Origin of the sequence: Pseudoalteromonas atlantica, assembly GCF_043641955.1 — a bacterium.
Taxonomy (GTDB): Bacteria; Pseudomonadota; Gammaproteobacteria; order Enterobacterales; family Alteromonadaceae; genus Pseudoalteromonas; species Pseudoalteromonas atlantica_A.
Genome location: NZ_JBHZRV010000010.1, coordinates 50,994 through 71,507 on the forward strand (window position 1 = coordinate 50,994; position 20,514 = coordinate 71,507).

At 40.2% G+C, this 20,514-nt stretch carries 20 protein-coding genes; 12 read left to right on the top strand and 8 right to left on the bottom strand.

Translation table 11 applies throughout. The features are described 5' to 3' along the window. The first annotated feature begins 112 nt into the window (after positions 1-112). The gene (locus tag ACHUE3_RS17035) at positions 113-2,305 is read left to right on the top strand and encodes a fasciclin domain-containing protein (protein WP_394193536.1); all 2,193 of its coding nucleotides are present in this window, start codon (positions 113-115) and stop codon (positions 2,303-2,305) included. Between the two features lie 70 nt (positions 2,306-2,375). Here ACHUE3_RS17035 and ACHUE3_RS17040 read toward each other — a convergent pair whose 3' ends face one another. Beyond that, positions 2,376-3,239 (bottom strand): PA4780 family RIO1-like protein kinase, encoded by an 864-nt coding sequence (locus ACHUE3_RS17040; protein ID WP_394193537.1) that lies wholly within the window; start codon positions 3,237-3,239, stop codon positions 2,376-2,378. 122 nt (positions 3,240-3,361) lie between these two features. Here ACHUE3_RS17040 and ACHUE3_RS17045 point away from each other — a divergent pair, with 122 nt between their 5' ends. The 6 genes from ACHUE3_RS17045 (at position 3,362) to gbpA (ending at position 7,749) form a co-directional block, all read left to right on the top strand. Next, a complete protein-coding gene (locus ACHUE3_RS17045) occupies positions 3,362-3,580 on the top strand; it encodes a hypothetical protein (protein ID WP_099296575.1) in 219 nt (72 codons plus the stop codon). 93 nt (positions 3,581-3,673) lie between these two features. Then, positions 3,674-4,564 carry a dienelactone hydrolase family protein gene (locus ACHUE3_RS17050; RefSeq protein WP_394193538.1) on the top strand — a complete coding sequence of 297 codons (891 nt, stop codon included), beginning with the start codon at positions 3,674-3,676 and terminating at the stop codon, positions 4,562-4,564. Positions 4,565-4,579: 15 nt separating this feature from the next. Beyond that, on the top strand, positions 4,580-5,341 hold the full coding sequence (locus tag ACHUE3_RS17055) for a substrate-binding periplasmic protein (protein WP_394193539.1): 762 nt from the start codon (positions 4,580-4,582) through the stop codon (positions 5,339-5,341). A gap of 32 nt (positions 5,342-5,373) precedes the next feature. Continuing rightward, a complete protein-coding gene (locus ACHUE3_RS17060; RefSeq protein WP_210114650.1) occupies positions 5,374-5,742 on the top strand; it encodes a hypothetical protein in 369 nt (122 codons plus the stop codon). Then, positions 5,739-6,122: a hypothetical protein gene (locus ACHUE3_RS17065; RefSeq protein ID WP_394193540.1), complete on the top strand. Its 384-nt coding sequence runs from the start codon at positions 5,739-5,741 to the stop codon at positions 6,120-6,122. Before ACHUE3_RS17060 ends, ACHUE3_RS17065 begins: the two co-directional genes overlap by 4 nt. A gap of 166 nt (positions 6,123-6,288) precedes the next feature. Continuing rightward, positions 6,289-7,749, top strand: coding sequence for an N-acetylglucosamine-binding protein GbpA (gbpA, locus tag ACHUE3_RS17070; RefSeq protein WP_394193541.1), 1,461 nt, complete (start codon positions 6,289-6,291; stop codon positions 7,747-7,749). 88 nt (positions 7,750-7,837) lie between these two features. Here gbpA and ACHUE3_RS17075 read toward each other — a convergent pair whose 3' ends face one another. Both ACHUE3_RS17075 and ACHUE3_RS17080 read right to left on the bottom strand, forming a co-directional pair. After that, positions 7,838-8,311, bottom strand: coding sequence for a VOC family protein (locus tag ACHUE3_RS17075; protein WP_394193542.1), 474 nt, complete (start codon positions 8,309-8,311; stop codon positions 7,838-7,840). A 70-nt stretch (positions 8,312-8,381) separates the two neighbouring features. Beyond that, positions 8,382-8,909 (bottom strand): GAF domain-containing protein, encoded by a 528-nt coding sequence (locus ACHUE3_RS17080; protein ID WP_394193543.1) that lies wholly within the window; start codon positions 8,907-8,909, stop codon positions 8,382-8,384. A 195-nt stretch (positions 8,910-9,104) separates the two neighbouring features. Between ACHUE3_RS17080 and ACHUE3_RS17085 the strand changes: the two genes are divergently transcribed. Both ACHUE3_RS17085 and ACHUE3_RS17090 read left to right on the top strand, forming a co-directional pair. Further along, positions 9,105-9,734, top strand: a complete 630-nt coding sequence (locus ACHUE3_RS17085) for an SDR family oxidoreductase (RefSeq protein WP_394193544.1) — start codon at positions 9,105-9,107, stop codon at positions 9,732-9,734. 237 nt (positions 9,735-9,971) lie between these two features. Then, positions 9,972-12,344, top strand: coding sequence for a TonB-dependent receptor domain-containing protein (locus tag ACHUE3_RS17090; RefSeq protein WP_394193545.1), 2,373 nt, complete (start codon positions 9,972-9,974; stop codon positions 12,342-12,344). A gap of 75 nt (positions 12,345-12,419) precedes the next feature. Here the strand turns inward: ACHUE3_RS17090 and ACHUE3_RS17095 are convergent, their stop codons facing one another. From ACHUE3_RS17095 to ACHUE3_RS17105, 3 genes are read right to left on the bottom strand one after another with little or no spacing between them, the layout of a single operon-like run. Continuing rightward, a complete protein-coding gene (locus ACHUE3_RS17095) occupies positions 12,420-13,565 on the bottom strand; it encodes an ABC transporter permease (RefSeq protein WP_394193546.1) in 1,146 nt (381 codons plus the stop codon). Continuing rightward, positions 13,562-14,296: an ABC transporter ATP-binding protein gene (locus tag ACHUE3_RS17100; protein ID WP_394193547.1), complete on the bottom strand. Its 735-nt coding sequence runs from the start codon at positions 14,294-14,296 to the stop codon at positions 13,562-13,564. Before ACHUE3_RS17100 ends, ACHUE3_RS17095 begins: the two co-directional genes overlap by 4 nt. A gap of 3 nt (positions 14,297-14,299) precedes the next feature. After that, complete coding sequence (locus ACHUE3_RS17105; protein ID WP_394193548.1) at positions 14,300-15,814, bottom strand: alpha/beta hydrolase; 1,515 nt, start codon at positions 15,812-15,814, stop codon at positions 14,300-14,302. 94 nt (positions 15,815-15,908) lie between these two features. Here ACHUE3_RS17105 and ACHUE3_RS17110 point away from each other — a divergent pair, with 94 nt between their 5' ends. From ACHUE3_RS17110 to ACHUE3_RS17120, 3 genes are read left to right on the top strand one after another with little or no spacing between them, the layout of a single operon-like run. Beyond that, on the top strand, positions 15,909-16,283 hold the full coding sequence (locus tag ACHUE3_RS17110) for a GntR family transcriptional regulator (protein WP_394193549.1): 375 nt from the start codon (positions 15,909-15,911) through the stop codon (positions 16,281-16,283). 2 nt (positions 16,284-16,285) lie between these two features. Then, the gene (locus ACHUE3_RS17115; protein ID WP_394193550.1) at positions 16,286-17,122 is read left to right on the top strand and encodes an ABC transporter ATP-binding protein; all 837 of its coding nucleotides are present in this window, start codon (positions 16,286-16,288) and stop codon (positions 17,120-17,122) included. Beyond that, entirely contained in the window at positions 17,119-18,366 is a 1,248-nt protein-coding gene (locus ACHUE3_RS17120; protein ID WP_394193551.1) for a hypothetical protein, read from the top strand. The genes ACHUE3_RS17115 and ACHUE3_RS17120 overlap by 4 nt, the downstream gene beginning before the upstream one ends. Before the next feature lie 82 nt (positions 18,367-18,448). Here ACHUE3_RS17120 and ACHUE3_RS17125 read toward each other — a convergent pair whose 3' ends face one another. Both ACHUE3_RS17125 and ACHUE3_RS17130 read right to left on the bottom strand, forming a co-directional pair. Continuing rightward, on the bottom strand, positions 18,449-19,156 hold the full coding sequence (locus ACHUE3_RS17125; RefSeq protein ID WP_394193552.1) for a TorF family putative porin: 708 nt from the start codon (positions 19,154-19,156) through the stop codon (positions 18,449-18,451). A gap of 9 nt (positions 19,157-19,165) precedes the next feature. Further along, positions 19,166-20,383, bottom strand: coding sequence for a BCCT family transporter (locus ACHUE3_RS17130; protein WP_394193553.1), 1,218 nt, complete (start codon positions 20,381-20,383; stop codon positions 19,166-19,168). Positions 20,384-20,514: the final 131 nt, after the last annotated feature.

Sequence of the window (20,514 nt, forward strand, 5' to 3'; positions counted from 1 at the left end):
ATACAACCAAGAAATATTTTTTGATTATAAATTAAACTCTACATGATCACTTTAAACAATTACTGCGTAAAGGTTATTCGATTGTTAATTAAATTGTTAAAAGGATCACAAGATGGATAGGTTCGTAAAGCTTTTACTTATTGTTTTAACTCTTGCGTTTTTACAAGGGTGTAATGATGACGATGATGACAAAAAAATTGTAGTAGCCCCCCCAACAGTATCTCAGTCAACAATTGTTGATGTTGCAGTGAACGCAGGTAACTTCACTACCCTTGTTGCAGCATTGCAAGCCACAGGCTTGGACGACACACTTGCAGACACAAGCAAGTCATACACAGTATTTGCACCTACTGATGACGCGTTTGCTTTACTTGGCGAAGACACTATTAACGCATTACTTGCTGATACTGACAAATTGAGCAAGATATTGACTTATCACGTTGTAGAAGGTTCTGTCGATGCAGAAGCGGCTATTGGTTTAGCTGGCACAACCGTAACAACGGTGAATGGCCAAAAAATCGCGTTATCATTAAGTGGTGAAACATTACTTGTCAACACAAGCTCTGTTACTAATGCTGATGTAGCAGCTGACAATGGCATCATACATATCGTTGACGCTGTGTTAATGCCAAGCGAAGAAAACCAACCAGCACCGACTAGCAACATTATTGAAACTGCTCAGCAAGCTGGTAACTTTACAACTTTGCTAGCCGCTCTTGAAGCGACAAACCTTACATCTGTACTTTCAGATTCATCTTCTGAGTTTACAGTATTTGCACCTACAGATGCGGCATTTGAAGCCATTGGTGAAAAAATGCTTAATACATTACTAGCCAACCCAGACGTACTGGCCAGCATTTTAAAACAACATGTTTTGGCCGCTAAAGTAGATTCAGTAACAGCCATGTCACTCAATGGAAAGAGCGCAGAAACGGTTCAAGGTAATCAACAAGCAATTGCTATTAACAGCGAGACGAACACTCTGACATTTGGTGGTGCTAATATAACGATGACTGACATCAATACTACTAATGGTTTCATTCATGTCATTGATGCTGTAGTTGTAGGTGATATTGAGCTTCCTCAAAGTTACGGCACACTTGCAGATGTTGCTACGAGTAACGGCAATTTCACTACATTGCTTGCAGCTCTTAATGCTACAGGCTTAGATTCGCTAGTAGCAGATCCAACAAACACGTTTACTGTATTTGCACCCACAGATGCAGCATTTGCAGCCCTCGGACAAGACACTATCGACGCGCTACTAGCAGATACAGATACACTTAAAAATATTTTACAATACCACTTAATTGCGGACGCGAAAGTACTTCAAGATTCGGCAGTAAGCGTAGCTACAAGTGAAAATAACAAAACAACAATGGCGAACGGCGACATGGCTGCTTTGTCCTATGTTGATAGTGCCTTGTTTATTAATGATGCCGCAGTTACTGCAGCAAACGTTACAGCTGACAATGGTGTTATTCACGTTCTAAATAAAGTATTAATGCCACCAAAAGACATGGGCACGCCAACTAAAACCATCGCTACAGTTGCAACTGAAACTGAATCACTTTCAACATTAGTAACTGCGTTGCAAGCAGCCAACCTAGTAGATACTTTTAACGATACAACAAAAATGTTCACTGTATTTGCACCAACTAACGACGCATTCAAAAAAATTCCAGCAGACACATTAAATGCGCTGTTAGCTGATAACGATGCTCTAACCCAAGTACTAACTCAGCATGTTTTAGATGCACAAGTAAGCTCAACAAATGCATTTGCTGCAAATGGTAAGATGGTTGAAACTCTTGCGGGCAACAATTTATCTGTAAGTATTGTTGATTTTACCAGTACAGCTAACACCCAAACAGACACTATTGCATATGACAGCACTAACAGCCGTCTTGTTACTGGCATGGGCTCAAGTAACTCTGGTGCCACCATATATGTATTTAATGCTGATTTAGAGCAATCAATGAGTGTATGTAATGATACCTGTGCTCAAACATGGCCACCGGTTATTGGCACAGAGCAAAGCATTGAGAATATTCCAGGTCTTTCACTTATTGAACGTCAAGACAGCACAATGCAAGTGGCTTATTTAGGTCGCCCACTTTATACCTATTCAGGTGATGAAGCACCGGGCCAAGCGAATGGACAAGGTGTAGGTGATAATTGGTGGCAAGTAAGTTTACCTGCAACTTCATTACAAGTAGCTGGTAGCAATGTGGTGACTACCGATATTTACACCAGCAATGGCGTGGTACATCTAATAGACACTGTTATTACACAAGCTAAATAAACTGATTTATGGGTGAAATTAAAAAAGGGGCTGGTCGGCCCCTTTTTTGTATGGATTGAACATAAGGAATTTAATCGTCGTCAGCTTGTTCAGCAGCTTTAATTCTCTCTTGGTTCTCTTGCATTTGTTCAAATGCCGCTTTAATTTCATCAAGCACAGAGCCCACATCAGCAGTGCTGTTATCTTCTTCTAAATCGCCATAAAGCGTTGTCTCAGGTGTGAGTTCACCCGCTTGATATAATCCCCACATTTCTTCACCAAACCGTGTTGCAAGAATCTCAGGAGCAAACTGACCATAATATTGGCGCATATTACGCACATCGCGTAAAAACATTTCTTGTGCGTTATTATTCGCTGATGCATTGACCGCTTGAGGCAAGTCAATGATCACCGGACCGAAGCTGTCCACCAGCACATTAAATTCAGACAAATCACCATGCACAATACCTGCACATAACATCAATCTAATGTAATGAACCATAGTGGCATGATCTTCAATGGCTTGCTCTGCGGTCATGCTGACATCGTTTAATCGTGGTGCTACATCGCCGTCGTCATCTGTAACTAAATCCATGATCAATACGCCATCGTAACAGCCGTAAGGCTGAGGCACTTTGACACCCGCTTTAGATAATGTGAATAGCGCATCGACTTCTGCATTTTGCCACACACTCTCTTGCTCTTTGCGGCCAAATTTAGATCCTTTTTCCATGGCACGGCCACGTCGACTATTGCGTACCTTTCGACCTTCTTGGTATTTAGCAGCCTGCTTAAAGCTTCTATGTTGAACATCTTTATAAACTTTGGCGCAGCGTATAGCCTCCCCACAGCGTACAACATAGACTGAGGCTTCTTTACCACTCATTAATTGGCTGATGACTTCATCAACAATACCGTCTTCAATAAGCGGTAAAATTTGTTTAGGTGTTTTCATACCGCTCTTATACCGCACTTAGTGCGTATATGTAATCCCCTATTGATAAAATTACAAAAAACTTGACTAATTTAGTTAAATACACAAACTGCAAATAAAATTTTTCTAACAAGAGGTCCAATATGAACTCAGAAATACGCTATCGTTTTCAATCGGCACAAATTGCCAATCGCTTTTTAAATGAACTCAAAGATTGGCCTATTGCGAAAGTAAAAACAAGGCTACTTAACGGTGGCTTTGATGTCAAAGTAAGCTATCAATTTGATGGCACGGGGTTTGATTATACCTGTTCAGAGTTAGATGATTTAGCCTCCCAGCATCAAGGTGTAGAAGTGAATTAAATTAGACCTATTCAGTTATTGACAATAGATTGATATACATTTGCGTACAGCTACGTTAAATTAGTGTAAACACTGTTAATTATAGAGTTCTCTATGAATAAGTCAGCCTCTGATCGTATCCCTCAAGAAGCATTCGATTGGTATGATGAATATGCTCACGGCATGATGGATAGACGCACCTTTATGAAAAAGCTAGGTACGCTAGCAGTTTTAGGCTATTCAATGGCGACACTTACCACAGCCTTATTGCCTAATTATGTGCTAGCTGAGCAAGTTTCATTTAACGATGATGATATAAAAGCAACCTATCAAACTTTCAGTTCACCGAAAGGTTATAATAAAGGCCAAGGTTATTTCGTTGAACCGGCCAATATAGCTGGCAAGCGCCCTGTCGTCCTGGTTATTCATGAAAACCGTGGTTTAAACCCTTATATTAAAGATGTCGCTCGGCGCTTAGCAAAAGCTGGGTTTATCGCATTTGCGCCTGATGCACTCTACCCGCTTGGTGGTTACCCCGGCAATGATGACGAAGGCCGTGCAATGCAACGCTCTATGGACAGAGCAAAAATTCAAAATGATTTTGTAGCTGCCGCAGAGTTTTTAAAATCACACCCACGCAGCAATAACAAACTTGGCGCTGTTGGCTTTTGCTTTGGTGGCTATATCGTTAATTACCTAGCAGCTATTGATGCAACATTACTTGACGCAGGAGTACCATTTTATGGCACTCCTGCAACTAAAGAACTACGAAAAAATATCAAAGCCCCATTATTGATCCAACTTGGCGAACTAGATAAGCGTGTAAATGCCAGTTGGCCTGAATATGAAATGGACTTAAAAGCACATACTGTACCCTATCAAATGCATATGTACCAAGGGGCCCATCATGGTTTTCATAACGACTCTACTAGCCGATACAATAAAGACAGTGCAGAGCTTGCTTGGCAACGAACATTAGCCTTTTTTACGCACACGCTCGTTTAAGGTAAATACCACTATATGATTAAAGTTTTGCACTTCATAGCCACTGTTTTCGTTATCGTAAATTGTTTTAAAAACCCTGCGCTAGCACTGACATTTGTGGCCGAAGATCTTCCCCCTTACCATTATACAAATGAGCAAGGCGAGGTTGTTGGCGCATTGGTTGATTTATCAAAAGCGGTGTTGGATAAAGCAAAGCTTGATGGAACATTCGAAATTATGCCAATGGCACGGGCATATCACCGATTCGAAACACATTCTGACATTATTATGATGTCATTGTTAAAAAACCCAAAGCGCTCAGAACTATTTGATTGGATTGGTGCGGTATACTTTGCAGACGCTTATTTAATAAGCTTAAACACTTTTAAAGGAAAAGTCGGCAATTTAGAGCAAGCCAAAGAGTATAGAGTAGGCACAATTAATGGTTATTCTAGCGAGCAATACCTTCGTGATGCTGGCTTTTCAGATAACGAAAACTTAGTGCTTGTTAGCCACTATACCCAGTTATGGCAGATGCTATTTAAACAACGTTTAGATTTTGTATTAACAAATACGCTTACTTTAAAAAACGAATTAAAACTTGCTGGGTTCGATGTAAGCCAAGTTAAAAAACAAGTACATTTAAACGACTACCCCGCAACACTGTATTTTGCAGCCAATAAAAAACTTGATAAACAAACCAGCCTTAAGCTTAGACATGCCCTGCAAACGGTTAAAGAGACCGGTGAATATCAGGAAATATTGGCTAAATGGCAGTTACCTATGAACTCTTTATAGATTAATTACGGCGCGTCATTTACTCTATTCTAATGACTAAATTCTTTATTTTAAAATACGTTGCTTTTTATTTAGGGTGTAGCCTTTGCTTCATTTTTCACACCCAATTTGCAATTCCACCGCTAATTTCCTCATGTTTAGTTGGCTTGGTCGGCAGCTTTATCCCTGTACCAAAGTCATATGGGCAACATCCCCACTCTGCAATTTATGCCGGTAGTTTTGCCGGAATGTGCTCTGAAGGCCTGATCACTGGGTATTGGGAGTTAGCCGTTATTTCTTTGATTGGCGCTGTGTTATACGCAACAAGCACAAAATTATTTACCGGTTTTGGTGGAAAGCTTGGCAGTATAGCCTTTGTCAGTATTGCACTTTTTGTCATTGCTCGAGGTATTGTTATATGAGCTTACTGTCAATTTTAGTATCGCTATTAGGGGCTTTTTTAACATTTTTTTTAGCCAAGTATGACCGTATTGGGGCCATTAGAGCATCTGCTACTTTATCTATTGTCGCTTACACCTTATTTTTATTTTTAGACCTCAATGCTGAACTCTATTCGATGCTATTCTTTGGCGGTACTTTCATTGGGATGAGCGCACCCAAGCGCTTCGGTTTTTACACTTTATGTTCGGCAAGTATACTTTTTTCTTTTTTATTTCATTATCTTGTACCACTACTTAATAGCTATGGCGGTGCGCTGGGGTTAAGTGCTTTTCTATCCGTGTGTGTATGCCACTTAGCTATTCAACTCGGCGCACCGAGAAGCCAATCTAGAAAAAAATAAGCTTAAAATCCACTTTTTATCGCCAACCAAAATCAACTCTAAATAACTAATTAATAATTTAAAGGTAATGCTTTTTGATAATAAAGGGTGATTGTTTCATTGCCACATCTAAATTACCATTTATTGGTACAAACAATGATACACGATAACATTACCTTGGAAAACAATGAAAATAATGACTAAAACACTACTTACCCTAACCCCTATTGGGTTAGCACTCTTACTACCTGTGTCACAGCAAGCATCAGCCCATGGCTATATTTCAAAACCAGAAGCTCGCGGTTACTTATGTCGCCTAAGAGAAAATACACACTGTGGCAATGTAGTGTATGAGCCACAAAGTTTAGAAGGGCGCGATCGCTTCCCACAATCAGGCCCGATTGATGGTCATATCGCCAGCGCGGGCTTAAGAGCATTTGGTGCTTTGGACGATCAATCCATCAACCGCTGGACTAAACGCCATATAAAAACTGGTCCAAACGAATTTAGCTGGCGCTTTACAGCTGCGCACTCATCACGAGACTGGCGCTATTTTATAACCAAAACATCATGGGATCCAAATAGCCCATTAACAAGAGACCAGTTTGAAACAGTACCATTTTGTGAGTACCAAGGGTATAACCGACAACCGCCAAAAACTTTAACCCACCTGTGCAATGTACCTGAACGAACTGGTTACCATGTTGTACTCGGTGTATGGGATGTCGCCGATACTCCTATGAGCTTTTATAATGTGGTTGATGTCATGATTGATAACAACGATACACAAAAAGCAATTTGGCAAGATGTGGGTGATATCGTCACAGGTCGCGATTTAAAAGTGGGCGATAAAGTAAAAACTCGTGTATTTGGTGACTCTAAAGAAATTCCATCTCTTCAAACTGTGTTAACAATTAACAATGAGAACGAAGGGTTAAATAAAAACTGGACCATCGCGCTCGCTGAGAAAATTAATGCATCTCAATCTTGGATCCAAGCAGGCCAACTTAACGAGAACAATGAAGTAGAAATCACTGTTGGCCGAAATGAAATTTTCGCTCAGAGCAACGCAGGAATAAGCTCTGTGGAGCTTGAGTTTGAAATGGCGCCGTTACCCAAGCCTGATTTTTCTGTTACAGGTGTATCGCACAACTATTCGATAGAGGACGACGCTGTCAATTTTGACTTTACTGTTAATTTAGATGCGGATGCACAAATCCAAGCTACATTAAATAAATCGTATAACAGTATTGTTACTAAAGCTTACGAAGTGGTTAAAGGTCAATCTCAACTTTCACTTAACTACCCAAGTGCACAAACTGGCCATTATAATTTAGCAATTAGCTATATTACTAATGAGGGAGTTACAGATGAAAAAGTGTTTCATTTAAACATTGTAAACTCTGAACTTCCTGTAGAGCCAACTCCACCCGTTGTTGAACCAATTGCAGACGTAGAGTTTATTTTTCCTGAAAGTTTAGCAAGTTATAAAGCTGGCACTGTGGTTTTGCAGCCTAAAAATAACAAGGTGTATCAATGTAAGCCTTGGCCTTACAACGGCTACTGCGTGCAATGGTCACAAGGGTCGAATCAATATGAACCAGGAGTCGGTTTATACTGGAACATGGCATGGATCGAAATAAAATAAGTTAGAGAAATTACCTCTAATGGAAGCCACTTACACTAAGTGGCTTCTTTATTAACACACTGCAAGAATCAAAGGCTACAGTTTGCAATTAAGCATCCTGATCTTTACTCATAAAATCAGCCATTCGTTGATTAACCTCTTCATTGGACAAGTCTTCTTGGTGAGTACCAATAGTCCAAACATGACCAAATGGATCTTCTAATGTACCCGCTCTGTCACCATAAAACTGATCATGTACCGGGCGCACCTCTTTTGCACCTAACTTAATCGCATTATTAAAAACCGTATCGACGTCATCAACATAAAGCATCAAACTCACAGGCGTTCCACCTAGCTGACTAGGGCTTTTAAAATGTGCCTCTGGACACATGTCTGAGAGCATCAAGTGAGAGTCTGCAATTTTTATTTCAGCATGTGCAACACCTCCATCAGGCAAGGGCATTTGCATAACAAGCTTTGCTGAAAACGCTTTTTTATAAAATTCAATCGCCTTTGTCGCACCGTCGACAATTAAGTAGGGCGTTATTGCATGAAACCCTTTAGGAATAAATGAAACAGACATGTTGTACACCATTTTATAATATCGACTGTTAACAAAAAGTAGTCAAAAAGTCCTCATAAAACAAGCAACGCTAGTCTTTACACAAGTGCAACGCTGAACCCAATAAGTCAGCAATGTAAAATAGCTTAATCGCCTCCTGTTTAGTAAATTCACCACTAAAACGCGCCACATTTAGTGTACCAACGCATTGTTTTTGATAAATAATAGGGGCATCCATACAGGTAACTAAACCAGCCTGTGCGAGCATACGACAGTCTTGCTCTTTACTTAAGCTAAGTTGCTTGCAAATGATCAATCTTTTTGTTTTAAACACACGTCCTACCAAGGTGTAATCTATCGGTAATGGGATTTCATTTGCTATTGCTTCGCTCCCAAACGCAGACACTAAATTAAGGTAACCTTCATGTTGCGCTAACACCACACTCGCCCTGTCCCAGTTAAACAAAAAGGGTGACCAATGCGTCAATACATGCAATATAGCTAAGCGTTTATGAGCTTGATTAAGTTCATTAATAAAACGATTAGGCAAACTTACCTGCTCGTAAAGCGGGTGTTCTAAAAAGCACTCATAACTTAAGTGGTACTCGTTCGAAGACATACATATAGATTCATCAATTAGCGTACTGAAAGTATATTATTTGCACGCCATTAAAAACGTAAGAAAATTCAGTTTTTAACACTAAAAAAGCAAATTTAGTGTTAGGGATATTTAAATTGCTCTACTCACCTTTAAAAAGTAATTTTTCCCCCAAGGTCTATTGGTACTTAGAAACATTATCAGAAGGAATTAAGCATGAGTAAAACGTTAATCATTGGTGCCAGCGGGCAAATAGGTAAAATGACATCAAAATTATTATTGTCAAAACAACAGCAAGTTGTAGCCCTTGTTAGAGATAAGCGTAAATTAAATGACTTAGATAGCTCCCTTTTGACCATCGTAGAGCAAGATCTTGAAGCCGATTTTAGCCACGCTTTTGAAGGATGTGATCAGGTAATCTTTGCCGCAGGCTCAGGCGGTAATACAGGCGCAGATAAAACAATATTGATTGACTTATGGGCAGCAAAGAAAGCTGTCGATTATGCAGAGCGCCAAAATATAAAGCATTTTATGATGGTAAGCTCTATTGGCGCGGATAACCCAGAGGCCATCGACACCGAACTGAAACCGTATTTGGTGGCCAAGCATATGGCTGATCAACACTTGCTACAAAGTGAACTACATTACACTGTGGTTAGGCCAGGCACACTCACTGACGAAAATGCCTCAATGCATATATCGACTGTGCGACCTGACAGCCAGGATGATGCAAAAGTTAGTCGTGAAAATGTGGCAAATGTATTAACTTATATCGCGAATAAGCCACATCAAAAAAATACAGTCTTTGAGCTATTTGACGGTACTAATGCTATTTCCTCACTTTAAAACCACCTGAGCGGCCTTTGCGGTCGCTTAACATTGACTCTAAATTACGCGTCAACAATCTACCTCCTGCAAACTGCCCTTTACCTCAATAGTTTTGAAGTCCAAAAATAAAAAGCTGTTCTATTTCAACACATACCCATAAACACAAATGAAAATAGTTATTGATTAGATTTATACTTTCTGTATCATACCCGCCGTTGTACCTAATTGTTGTAAAATAATAAAGAGATGAAATCAATGTCATACTTAGTCAAACCTAGCTTAATCGCACTCGCTGTGGCAGCTAACTTTTGTGTTCACGCCGATGAAAAAATCCCTGAAAAAAACATGGAACGTATGGTTGTTACAGCAACCGGCTTTGAACAAAAAGTCACTGAAGCACCAGCCAGTATCTCCATCATCACCAATGAAGATATTAAGTCTCATGCTTTCACTTCAGTATTAGATGCAGTGCAATATTTAGAAGGCATTGATGTAGGAACTACACGAGACAAAACAGGCCAAGGTAGTGTAAGCATGCGTGGTCTAACGGGTGAATACACACTATTACTGATTAATGGCAAACGCCAAAATAACCATGGCGACATCTACCCTAATAATTTCGGTGGTAATGCCTTTAACCATATACCACCTGTTGATGCCATTGAACGAGTTGAAGTAATACGTGGCCCAGCATCAACCCTTTATGGTGCAGATGCACTGGGTGGGGTTATTAACATCATCACAAAAAAACACACTGCTAATTGGGGTGGCGCAGTCTCATTTAGCCGCTCATTGCAACAAGACGATAGCTTTGGCGATGACATAACAACAGACATTAGCGTTTCTGGTCCACTTATTGAAAATGTATTAAGTCTTGGTTTTCGCGGTAGTGTTTATGAGCAACAAGCGTCATCACCTACCTTTGAAGCTGCGACAGATCCAAATGGAGTTGTTCATGCTCGCTCTTTAGGCTTTGGCAGAGGTGGCCGTACTGTTGATAACACCAATGAGCAATATGGTTTTACTATTAACTATTCACCATTTGAAGATCATCATTTAAGTTTCGACTATGATAATTCAAGCCAAGTTTACGATAATAGCCCAAGCTATGATCTTGAATCCGGTAGCATAACCTACCCACTTGGTACCAAAGATAATATTGAATCTATTTGGGCAAGCAGAAGAGGAAAAGTAAACCCTCGTGCAGGTTATGCAGCAAATCAAAAGTTTGACCGTCAATGGTGGTCACTTAGCTATGATGGAGAACTTGAATGGGCCAAAGTTAAAGCGTCTGTTTCTTATGTAGATACGCAAAATAATGGCCGTACACTCCCTTTAAGTGTTGCAGAGCGCCTACAGTTACAACAAATGTATGACGGTACTGGCGAGTATGCAAATATGGATGAGCAAGCACGCAAAGACCTTGCTGAAGAAACGTTTTTACCACGTCCAAAACGTCCATTAGAAAGTAGCCAATATACTTACGATCTTCGTTTTGATATTCCAATGAGTGGCGCATTAGGCGATCACAACTTTGTAGTGGGTGGTCAATTAATTGATGGCGAGCTAAAAGACGGCGTGTTTGGTTTAGAAAGCAATGAAGCAGGTAAAGTACAAGAACAAAACATGTACTCTATTTTTGCTGAAGACAACTGGATGATGACAGACAACTTTACGCTTACAGCGGGTGCTCGTTTTGATGATCATGACGTGTTTGGTAGCCAAGTGTCGCCACGCTTATACGGTGTGTATAACGTTAATGACACGTGGACAGTAAAAGGTGGGATCAGCACAGGCTACAAAACACCAAAAACGACTGACTTGTACGATGGCATCACAGGCTTTGGTGGCCAAGGGACTAGCCCATTTGCCGGTAACCCTGAACTTGAGCCAGAAACCAGTGTAAACTCTGAAGTTGCACTCTATTGGAACTCGTTAGGTGGCGAGCATAACTTTAACATCACCTACTACAACACCAAGTTTGAAGATAAAATTGCCCGTGGCGATACCATTTTCAGCTGTGAGCAAACCAACGATGTTCGCCCTTGTGTTAACTTAGGTCAATACGACCAACTTGGTTATCAAAGCTACAGCCAAAAAATCAATATTGACGAAGTTGATTTACAAGGTATTGAAGTTGCCGGCCAATATACACTCACAGAGACCATTTCATTAAATGGTAACTACACTTTCACTGATAGCGAGCAACAAAGTGGCTCACAAAAAGGCCAACCGCTAACAAACAGCGCTGAACACATGGCTAATATCACCCTAAACTGGGAAGCCACAGACTTCATGGAGATATATCTTCAAGGTGTATACCGCTCTGATCGTTACCGTGGTTGGGACAATGTTCATGATCAGGCGCTTTATTACAAAAACTATAACCTATTTAATTTAGGTGCTCAGTTTTACGTAAATGAATACGTGCAAATCAATGCCCGCGTTAACAACTTGCTTGATGAAGATTTTACCTCGTACAGCACAACCTATACAGATCTTAACGGTGATGGTGAGTACGAATACTTAACAGGTCGTGGAGTTGTTAGCGAGGTGAGCTTTACTGATGACTACAATGTAAAAGACAAAGGTCGTAACTTCTGGGTTGGCGTAACTGCTTACTTCTAAACAGACCGAGGTGTAATTAAACATCTTCAAAATCACAAAAAAGCGGCCAACTGGCCGCTTTTTTAATCACTACTTTTATAAGCCAAATACCACCTTTTCACTTTTAAGCATTCGTGCACTTAAAAAGCTAAACAGAGCAAATAGTACAACCGTTACCCCTGTTGACAACAGTAACTGAGGAACAGGGATTGGATTACCTTTGATAAATTCCATCAGAGCAAATTGCTGCGCGGCTATAGGAAGCCATTGCACAACATCGGTCGCAATATCATAAGTTGTAACCATACTTAAAGCCATTGGGATAAATAACACCATGGTGACGTAAGATTGCGCTTCTTTAAATGACTTAGCCATAAAAGAGACAAACACTTGTAAGCTTGATGACATCAACGCAATTGGGAAACATATAGCGATACAAAACAACATAAACTCTGGTGTAATAGTTATGCTAAATCCTAATTGTTCCCATGCAACCATAGGGTAAACAACTTTAGACACAACCAAAATAATAACCAAGCCTAACATTGAAAACGCCGTAATTGCGCCCACTTTGGCAAGCACAATGTGCAAGCTACTTAACGGATGGCTCAGCAATAAACTTAAGGAATTACGCTCTCGTTCTCCCGCACTGGTATCGATAGCTAGGCTCATTGCCGCATAAAATAACGTTAGAATAATAGAAAATGTCACTAGCCCTAAGATCATACCACCTTTAGAATCAGGAGTTGCTTGATCATTAACTTCAATGGCAAGCGCGCGCATTAAGTTAGGGTCAATACCGCGAGATACTAAACGTAAACTGGCAATCTCTGAGCTATAAACGGCCATCGCTTTTTCTATACGGTTTATATGTTTACCCAGTTTATCATCTGACTTATCAGCAATAAGCGTCACTGTTGCTGGGCGACCCTCACTCAAGTTTTGCTTATAATCTTCACTAATAGACAGCGTAATCGGTTTAAGCAGAGGGTCATTTTTATCATCGGCTACTTTAATATCACTACTTGCTAAATGAGCAACTAAACCCGGTGCATTATTGGCGTTTTCAATAGTAATTTTAAGCGCATCAGGAGAAGCTAATTGCTGTAGTAAAATGCTCATCAGCAAACACATACCAATCGGCGCACCAATTGCATAATAAAGCCCCGCCATAACTGAGCGTTTGTCTCGGCTTGCATCAGTGACTTCTTTTTTAAACAGTACTTTTATTATATTGATCATGCTGCAATCCCCTCATCGCTACCTATTAACGCAATAAATGCTTCTTCTAATGTATCTTTACCTGCTTGCTCGCACAGCTGCTCTATAGACCCCTGAGCAATCACCTGCCCTTTTGCCATAATGACAACGTGGTCACATAAAGCCGCTACTTCTTGCATCACATGCGATGAGAACAAAACACAATGTCCTTGCGCTTTAAGTAGCAATAACAGCTCTCTTAAAATACGTGTACTCATTACATCGAGGCCGCGCGTTGGCTCATCCAAAATAACGTTTGTTGGGTTATGAACAACCGCTTGTGCTAATGCCGTTTTCATTCGTTGGCCTTGTGAAAAACCTTGGCAACGGCGATCGGCAATATCACTCATACTTAATTTATCAATTACTTGCGTAGTGGCTTCCTTTGCTTGCGCAGCGCTTAGGCCACTCAGCTGAGCAAAAAAACTAATATATTCCCGCGGCGTAAGTCGCTCATACAAGCCACATGGGTCAGGAAATAGTCCCAAGTTTTGTTTTGCTTGCATAGGCTGCTTTGCAACATCAATACCGTCAATTTCAGCAAATCCGCTGTCTGCTTTTAATAAGCCAAAAACGGTGCGTAAACAGGTTGTTTTACCAGCACCATTAGGGCCTAGCAAGCCAGTGATTTTGCCATTTTCAGCGCTAAAGCTTAATCCGTTTAGTGCGTTAACATCGCCAATCTTTTTGCTCAAATTAGATACGTTTATCATAACTTACTCCTTGTTCGCTACAGGTGTTGAATACGTGTTTGCAACCCCATTAATGTTCATAAAAAATTGCTTATCATTTGCTTCATTGATGCAATCGGTATCAATATCTTGCATCGATTTTTGCTCTATAAACTGGGCGATAATCTTTGGTGCACATGTTTGCGAGCCAATACCGTGTGTAGCTGTTGGAGCAACTAAGTGTGTTGCATCGGCCATATCAACCATTGCAAGTTCTGCCCAGCTTGGTGGCGTTGCCGGATCACGCGCCCCAGATAACAATAAGGTTGGTTTATCACTTTGTAATGGCTTATAAAACGCTTTATCTGCAGGCTTAACCTCTAAAATTGGACAGACAATATCAAGCCCTTCAATCATGGTTTTACCCATGTATGTATTACTGTATTTACTGCGAAGTTGAGGTGTCAATTGGGGCCAATCTTCTGAGCATACAATAGCGTTATGCATGCCCATTGCGAGCGATTGGGTTAAATCTGCGTTTGCCATTAAACCTGCCAATGGCGAAAAATCACCTTGAGCCGCTTTAGTAATCACTAGTGGCAAAATCGAACGCGTTGTGTGGCTATAAAGCGCTAAACGAATCGCACTGTAAAACTTCATCTTGGTGATAGTAAAAGGGATCATTTCATAAGTGCGTGGGTGCCTAACTTGCGCTGCAATAGGTTGTTGCTCAAGTTTAGCCAGAAACTCATTAAAGCGAATTTCCAAACGAGGAAACTGCTCATTGCAGGCAACGTCATTTTTGCAACGTTCGAACAAGGCAAGCAATGAATCGTCTATGGCCTCGCCGATAGCAGCAAAGCTTTGCTGCATTGGGACCACACCGTCTAAGGTGCTTGTAATAACAGAAGCAGGAAATTGACGGGTGTACTCTTGCGCTATACGTGTACCGTACGACACCCCATATAAATGAAAGCCTTTATAACCCAGTGCAACACGCACAGCTTCAAAGTCTTTTGCCGCAGCAGAGGTAGTAAAGTGGCTTAAATCAACGTTGAGCTTTGCTTTACATTGCTCGGTGTCTTGCTTACTCATGGATTGCAAATCAGTTATGGCATCATTAAATGCAAACTGTGTTTTTAAATCATCGCTGTCACATTGCAGCTGATTTGAATAGCCAGTGCCGCGCTGATCGACAAGTACAATGTCACGTGTTTCACGGGCAAAGCGTAAGTTACGATTAAAGATTCGCGCTAAATCAACAGCTCCTTGACCAGGCCCACCAGCAAAACCCAGAACAGCTTCATCAGGGTTACTTGGTTTTATCGCAGGTATAACTGCAAAGTGAATATCAATTTCACCATCTGCTGGGTTATCAGATAAAGGCCGAGCAATACTGCCACACATTAATCTATCTGAAAGGCCTTCCATATAACATGGTGTTAAATCTACAGGGTTATTGTCGTTTTCTTGTCCCTGTAAAACTGCTGAATTGACGATTAAAAAAGGTAAAATTGCTAATTTTATCAGCCTATTACGATATTTGAATGTACTTTTCATCACTCTTTCCCTTATTTGCATTTTACACCTAATGTGATAACTTAGTATGTAGTGTATCGGTGTATTAATGTATTAATACAGTAGAGAAAGAGTAATGCTAGAATTTATTAATGTCAACCCCAATAGCGGCGATCCAATATATAAGCAGTTGCATGAGCAAATTGTGCGGTTAATTGTGGGCGGCCAATTAGCGACTGGGGACGAGTTACCTTCAGTGAGAAAAATAGCAGATCACTTCGCTGTCAATCCCATGACAGTCTCAAGAGCAATCGGCCAATTAGTTGATCAAGGCTGGCTCGAGCGCCGTCGAGGCCAAGCAACTCGTGTAGCACAGCAAACAACAGTACAAAGTGACCAACAAGAAGCGTTATTATTCAAAGCTGTTGACCAACTTATACAACAAGCAAAGCAATTAGATGTACCGCAAAAAAACCTAGCCGAACTCATAAATAAACGGTGGAAACAATAACAATGACTCAACCACTTTTAAGCTATACAAATGTCTGTAAAAGCTATGATCAACGTCAAATATTAAACAACATAAACCTCGATATAAAACCGGGTATGGTGGTCGGTTTACTCGGTAAGAACGGCGCTGGCAAAACCACTTTACTTCGAAGCGCATTAGGCTTGTTGACGCCGGAGCAAGGCGAAATACACGTATTTGGCTCGCTTAATACTGAACTAGATATCAAAACCAAAGAACAAATTGGCTATGTTGCGCAGCAAACGTTTGGTTACGAAGGGTTTAAAATTGCGGATGCGCTTGCCCTTCATCGTAGTTTTTATCCGAGTTGGGATAACGAACTCGAAACTAAGTGGCTTGCTCGTTTTGAGTTAAATCCAAATAGCGCTATAAACAATTTATCAATCGGCCAACGCCAAACACTCGCACTTATCATGGCAATGGCCTACCGCCCAAAGTTACTGATACTAGATGAACCGGTCGCAAGTTTAGATCCCATCGCACGTCGTGAGTTTATGGGCGATTTATTTGATTTAGCACTCGACTCTGAGTCAGGAATTTTATTTTCATCACATATAACGTCTGATATCGAGCGCGTTGCCAGCCATATTGCATTAATAAAAGATGGCGAACTATTGATCATGGATGAACTCGATTTAATTCGTGATACGGTTAGAAAAGTTAGTTTTTCTGACTCAGGTGTCGATTTAAGTACCTATAAAGTGCTCAACAAACAACCAAACAGCGCCATAATATATGGCTACACGGGCCAAGATATTGCAGGAAGTGTCGCGGTAAATGCACTCTCCCTTGAGCAGCTATTTGTGGAGCTGCATGGATGAGCCCTGCTAGTAATCGACCTTGGTATCAAGGTATGACCAGCCTATGGTTAAAAGAAGCTGGCTGCGCCAGTTATTTTATAGCAGCTCTTATATCTACTTTATTATGCTTAGTAGCTATCAAGATGGATGAAGAACTACTCGAATTAATGATCATGTTCTCCACTATTTGTATGTACAGCGCTGTTGCTTGGCAAAGTATAAAAATGCAAGCCACTGAATGGCAGGTATTAGTGCCTGATTATTGCAAACATGTAATGTTTCAAGGAAAAGCTTTTCTTGTCTTTAATAACATAATCGCTTTATTGAGTATCACCATTGCAGGTAACGCAGCCCTGCTAACAACACTTTGTGTAGCGAATCTACTTGGTATTATTATTTGGTTTTTAAATCGCTCTAATAGCCATTTATTTACAGCTAGTTGTTATATCTTCTTTCTAATTAGCATACTTATCTGTGTATTAATCGACCAGCTACCGCTTTGGCTAGCACCCGTTAGCACTCTTGGTTTTATCGGTATTGTTTTGGCACATAAAACGTTTACCAATGCATACCGTTGGCACTCAAGCTCTTTGGCTAACTATCGTCAAGGCCTTCAATCTGGTTGGTCACCCATACCTAGTGGCTTTTTATCGAATTACGGTAACACAATAAACAAACAACTCTTCCCGCTCAGCTACTTTGTTGGCGCAAGTTTATCGCAGTATTTGATACTCATCGCTCTTTTTTGCGCAGTCGCTGTCACTGCAAACTTATTTGTTAATATTATAGAGCACGCCGTATTCATATTAACCTTGCTTTTATTCACTATAGTAACATTAAGTTTATGGAGTAAAATTCAAAAGCAAAATTCGTGGGAGCTATTATTTACCCTACCTATTTATAACTCCAGTCACAACGCAAAAGTAGCGCTTAGCCACAGCGTATTTAAATTAGCCATTATGATCGCAAGCTTGTTTTTTGTCACTGTATTGGCGCTAGTTATACCTTATGAAGAGTTATTGATTTTCAACACTTTAGGCTATGCTTTAGCCTGCGCTAGTGGCGTCTTGTTTAGCTTTGCAATCAGTAATGTATGCAAAAATATAAACGTATTGAGTGTATTTCTTTGCTTGGCGTTTGGTTTTAATATGGGATTAGCGAACTATATATTCGACCATGGAGATAGCTTATTTGTACTTGTTTTAATAAGCCTATATACAGTGTCAATGGCTGGGTTAAACCGCTTTACTGTGAGGTATATGTAATCTGTTATTAGCGCTCTGAAAGATAAAAAAACGGCCATATAATATGGCCGTTTTGGTGCTTAAACAAAATAATTTAAAACGTTTATAGTGAGAAGGTGCGACCTATTGCAAGCACAATACGCTCATCAGCAGTATCGATATCTAGGCTAGTATTTTCACCCGCTATTTCAATATCAAAGCCAGCAAAACTTGTTTGGTACGCTAAACGATAATGGTTATAAGATTTACCATCTGTATCCCACGCAAACTTATCGCCATCAAGCGAGTTTGAAATATCAAAACTAGCGCGCAGTGCATGATTAGGTGCAAGTTCAATAGTGTGAGCAACCATAGAAATCACATGCCCAGCACCAGTACCAAAGTAGTCCCAGCTGTACCAAAAGTTAAGTTCTGTTTGGCCTAAATCGCTGGCATAACCAAACTTAGTGTAAGCTTCAAAGTAGTTACCATCGCTTGAATTGCTTTGTCCATGGTAGCTGTAGTAAGCCAAACCATAATCAACGCTTAGCGCATCATTTAACTGTGCGTAACGACCAAAATAAGCATCCCATTCAATGTTGGTATCATCACCAAAATCAACGTTTGATGCCCACGTACCTGCGTACATACCTGAGTCACCAAATGAGTAATCAAGGCTACCTTGAATTGCAGGATCGTTTTGCGTTTGGCTTACACCATTAAACGTATAATCTGATACGCCTGTAATAGTTGTTGACCAATCAGCTAGTGCAGATGCTGAAAAAAGAGCGAATGGTAGTGCAACTGCAAGTAATGTTTTTTGTGTTGTCATGTTTATTCCTTAGCTTACTGATTCAATTTTTGTATAGTCAATTTTGTTATCTTTTGGAGAGCTATCGATATTGCTCACCGTCTTAAACTTGCTGTATGCAATAAATGCAGCGCAACCAAAAAACAAGCCTATTACTAGCGCCCCGACCCACTGTATTTGTAAAAAGTTTAGTTTAAATAGCAGGGTTAACAATGATAGAGCAACAATATTTAGTGCAATATAATTAAACTTACCCAATCGCTTAACGGTCATGTTTAAGTTGTCGGTATACAAACGAATGAGTGAATCTAGCGAGTTGATCACAAATACTACCCCGACAAACACCATCGCAATATTTTTAATACCTTGCGTTGGTATGCCTGCTTCATGGTAGTGATAAAGCACACTAAACCAGATCGCAATTGGAATTGAAGGGAAAATAAGCATTGCACCAAGTACTTGATAGGTCTTTAATCCACCCACAAAACGCGATGTGAACTGACCAATCATAATGCTCCACGCAAACCACCAAAATAAGTAAAACTCATGATAGTCATTAAGCGGTAAAATAAACTCATTAATATTGCCAAAATAGTTGCCAATAAGCGCTAGATTATTAGTGAAATCAGAAACCTGCCCGTTTTCACCCATAAACGCACCAAACCACATAAAGCCAATTAACGCGATAAACAGCCATGTTGTTGAGATACTTAAAAAGCGTACATATTTAATATCAGTGCTTGAATAAACAGCAAAGCATATAGCAGCAAATACGATTAAATAAAACGAAGGAATAATTGACTCACCATCACCTAGCGCGGGTAAATACCAAGGTAGGTTTGAGAGCAATAAGAAAGCAGTAAATGCACAAGTACCAATAATTACTACATTATTGATTAATTTAACCCATGGAATTTCGAAAAATTTCACTTTGGGTTCTATTACACAGAAATAAAAGCACGTAAGGAAGTAAAATCCCCAGATAAGAAAGCCCCAATAACCAAACTCAATAGCTAGTGGATTGGCAAACGCATACTCTGGGCTTGCTTTTATGTCTGCATAACCTGCAAACTCAGTCAGTGGAAACATAATCAAGCCAACGTCTAAGCCTGATGTAAATAAGATTGCGATGAAGGTAAATGTTCTAACAGGTGTGACGCCTACACACTTTACATTTCCCCATTTTACTAATATTGCGATAATTGCCAGTAGGGTAAAAATAATGCCAGCACTAAGCCATAAGGTCATAATTTGCCCCCCAAAATAAATGATAATATGTCATTTTTTCTCCGTGTGTTTTATCTCGCATTAACGCACCACAAACAACTTATGGTGCGCGCCACTGCAAGCCCCAAGACACAACATGTGTCTCAGGTGAC

What these genes read in the sequence shown, in the direction of transcription:
- ACHUE3_RS17090 (WP_394193545.1), top strand. Translation starts at nt 9,972, where the DNA reads ATGTCATACTTAGTCAAACCTAGCTTAATCGCACTCGCTGTGGCAGCT.
- ACHUE3_RS17045 (WP_099296575.1), top strand. Translation starts at nt 3,362, where the DNA reads ATGAACTCAGAAATACGCTATCGTTTTCAATCGGCACAAATTGCCAAT.
- ACHUE3_RS17050 (WP_394193538.1), top strand. Translation starts at nt 3,674, where the DNA reads ATGAATAAGTCAGCCTCTGATCGTATCCCTCAAGAAGCATTCGATTGG.
- ACHUE3_RS17130 (WP_394193553.1), bottom strand. Translation starts at nt 20,383, where the DNA reads ATGACCTTATGGCTTAGTGCTGGCATTATTTTTACCCTACTGGCAATT.
- ACHUE3_RS17125 (WP_394193552.1), bottom strand. Translation starts at nt 19,156, where the DNA reads ATGACAACACAAAAAACATTACTTGCAGTTGCACTACCATTCGCTCTT.
- ACHUE3_RS17095 (WP_394193546.1), bottom strand. Translation starts at nt 13,565, where the DNA reads ATGATCAATATAATAAAAGTACTGTTTAAAAAAGAAGTCACTGATGCA.
- ACHUE3_RS17060 (WP_210114650.1), top strand. Translation starts at nt 5,374, where the DNA reads ATGACTAAATTCTTTATTTTAAAATACGTTGCTTTTTATTTAGGGTGT.
- ACHUE3_RS17085 (WP_394193544.1), top strand. Translation starts at nt 9,105, where the DNA reads ATGAGTAAAACGTTAATCATTGGTGCCAGCGGGCAAATAGGTAAAATG.
- ACHUE3_RS17115 (WP_394193550.1), top strand. Translation starts at nt 16,286, where the DNA reads ATGACTCAACCACTTTTAAGCTATACAAATGTCTGTAAAAGCTATGAT.
- ACHUE3_RS17105 (WP_394193548.1), bottom strand. Translation starts at nt 15,814, where the DNA reads ATGAAAAGTACATTCAAATATCGTAATAGGCTGATAAAATTAGCAATT.
- gbpA (WP_394193541.1), top strand. Translation starts at nt 6,289, where the DNA reads ATGAAAATAATGACTAAAACACTACTTACCCTAACCCCTATTGGGTTA.
- ACHUE3_RS17100 (WP_394193547.1), bottom strand. Translation starts at nt 14,296, where the DNA reads ATGATAAACGTATCTAATTTGAGCAAAAAGATTGGCGATGTTAACGCA.
- ACHUE3_RS17075 (WP_394193542.1), bottom strand. Translation starts at nt 8,311, where the DNA reads ATGTCTGTTTCATTTATTCCTAAAGGGTTTCATGCAATAACGCCCTAC.
- ACHUE3_RS17040 (WP_394193537.1), bottom strand. Translation starts at nt 3,239, where the DNA reads ATGAAAACACCTAAACAAATTTTACCGCTTATTGAAGACGGTATTGTT.
- ACHUE3_RS17110 (WP_394193549.1), top strand. Translation starts at nt 15,909, where the DNA reads ATGCTAGAATTTATTAATGTCAACCCCAATAGCGGCGATCCAATATAT.
- ACHUE3_RS17120 (WP_394193551.1), top strand. Translation starts at nt 17,119, where the DNA reads ATGAGCCCTGCTAGTAATCGACCTTGGTATCAAGGTATGACCAGCCTA.
- ACHUE3_RS17055 (WP_394193539.1), top strand. Translation starts at nt 4,580, where the DNA reads ATGATTAAAGTTTTGCACTTCATAGCCACTGTTTTCGTTATCGTAAAT.
- ACHUE3_RS17065 (WP_394193540.1), top strand. Translation starts at nt 5,739, where the DNA reads ATGAGCTTACTGTCAATTTTAGTATCGCTATTAGGGGCTTTTTTAACA.
- ACHUE3_RS17080 (WP_394193543.1), bottom strand. Translation starts at nt 8,909, where the DNA reads ATGTCTTCGAACGAGTACCACTTAAGTTATGAGTGCTTTTTAGAACAC.
- ACHUE3_RS17035 (WP_394193536.1), top strand. Translation starts at nt 113, where the DNA reads ATGGATAGGTTCGTAAAGCTTTTACTTATTGTTTTAACTCTTGCGTTT.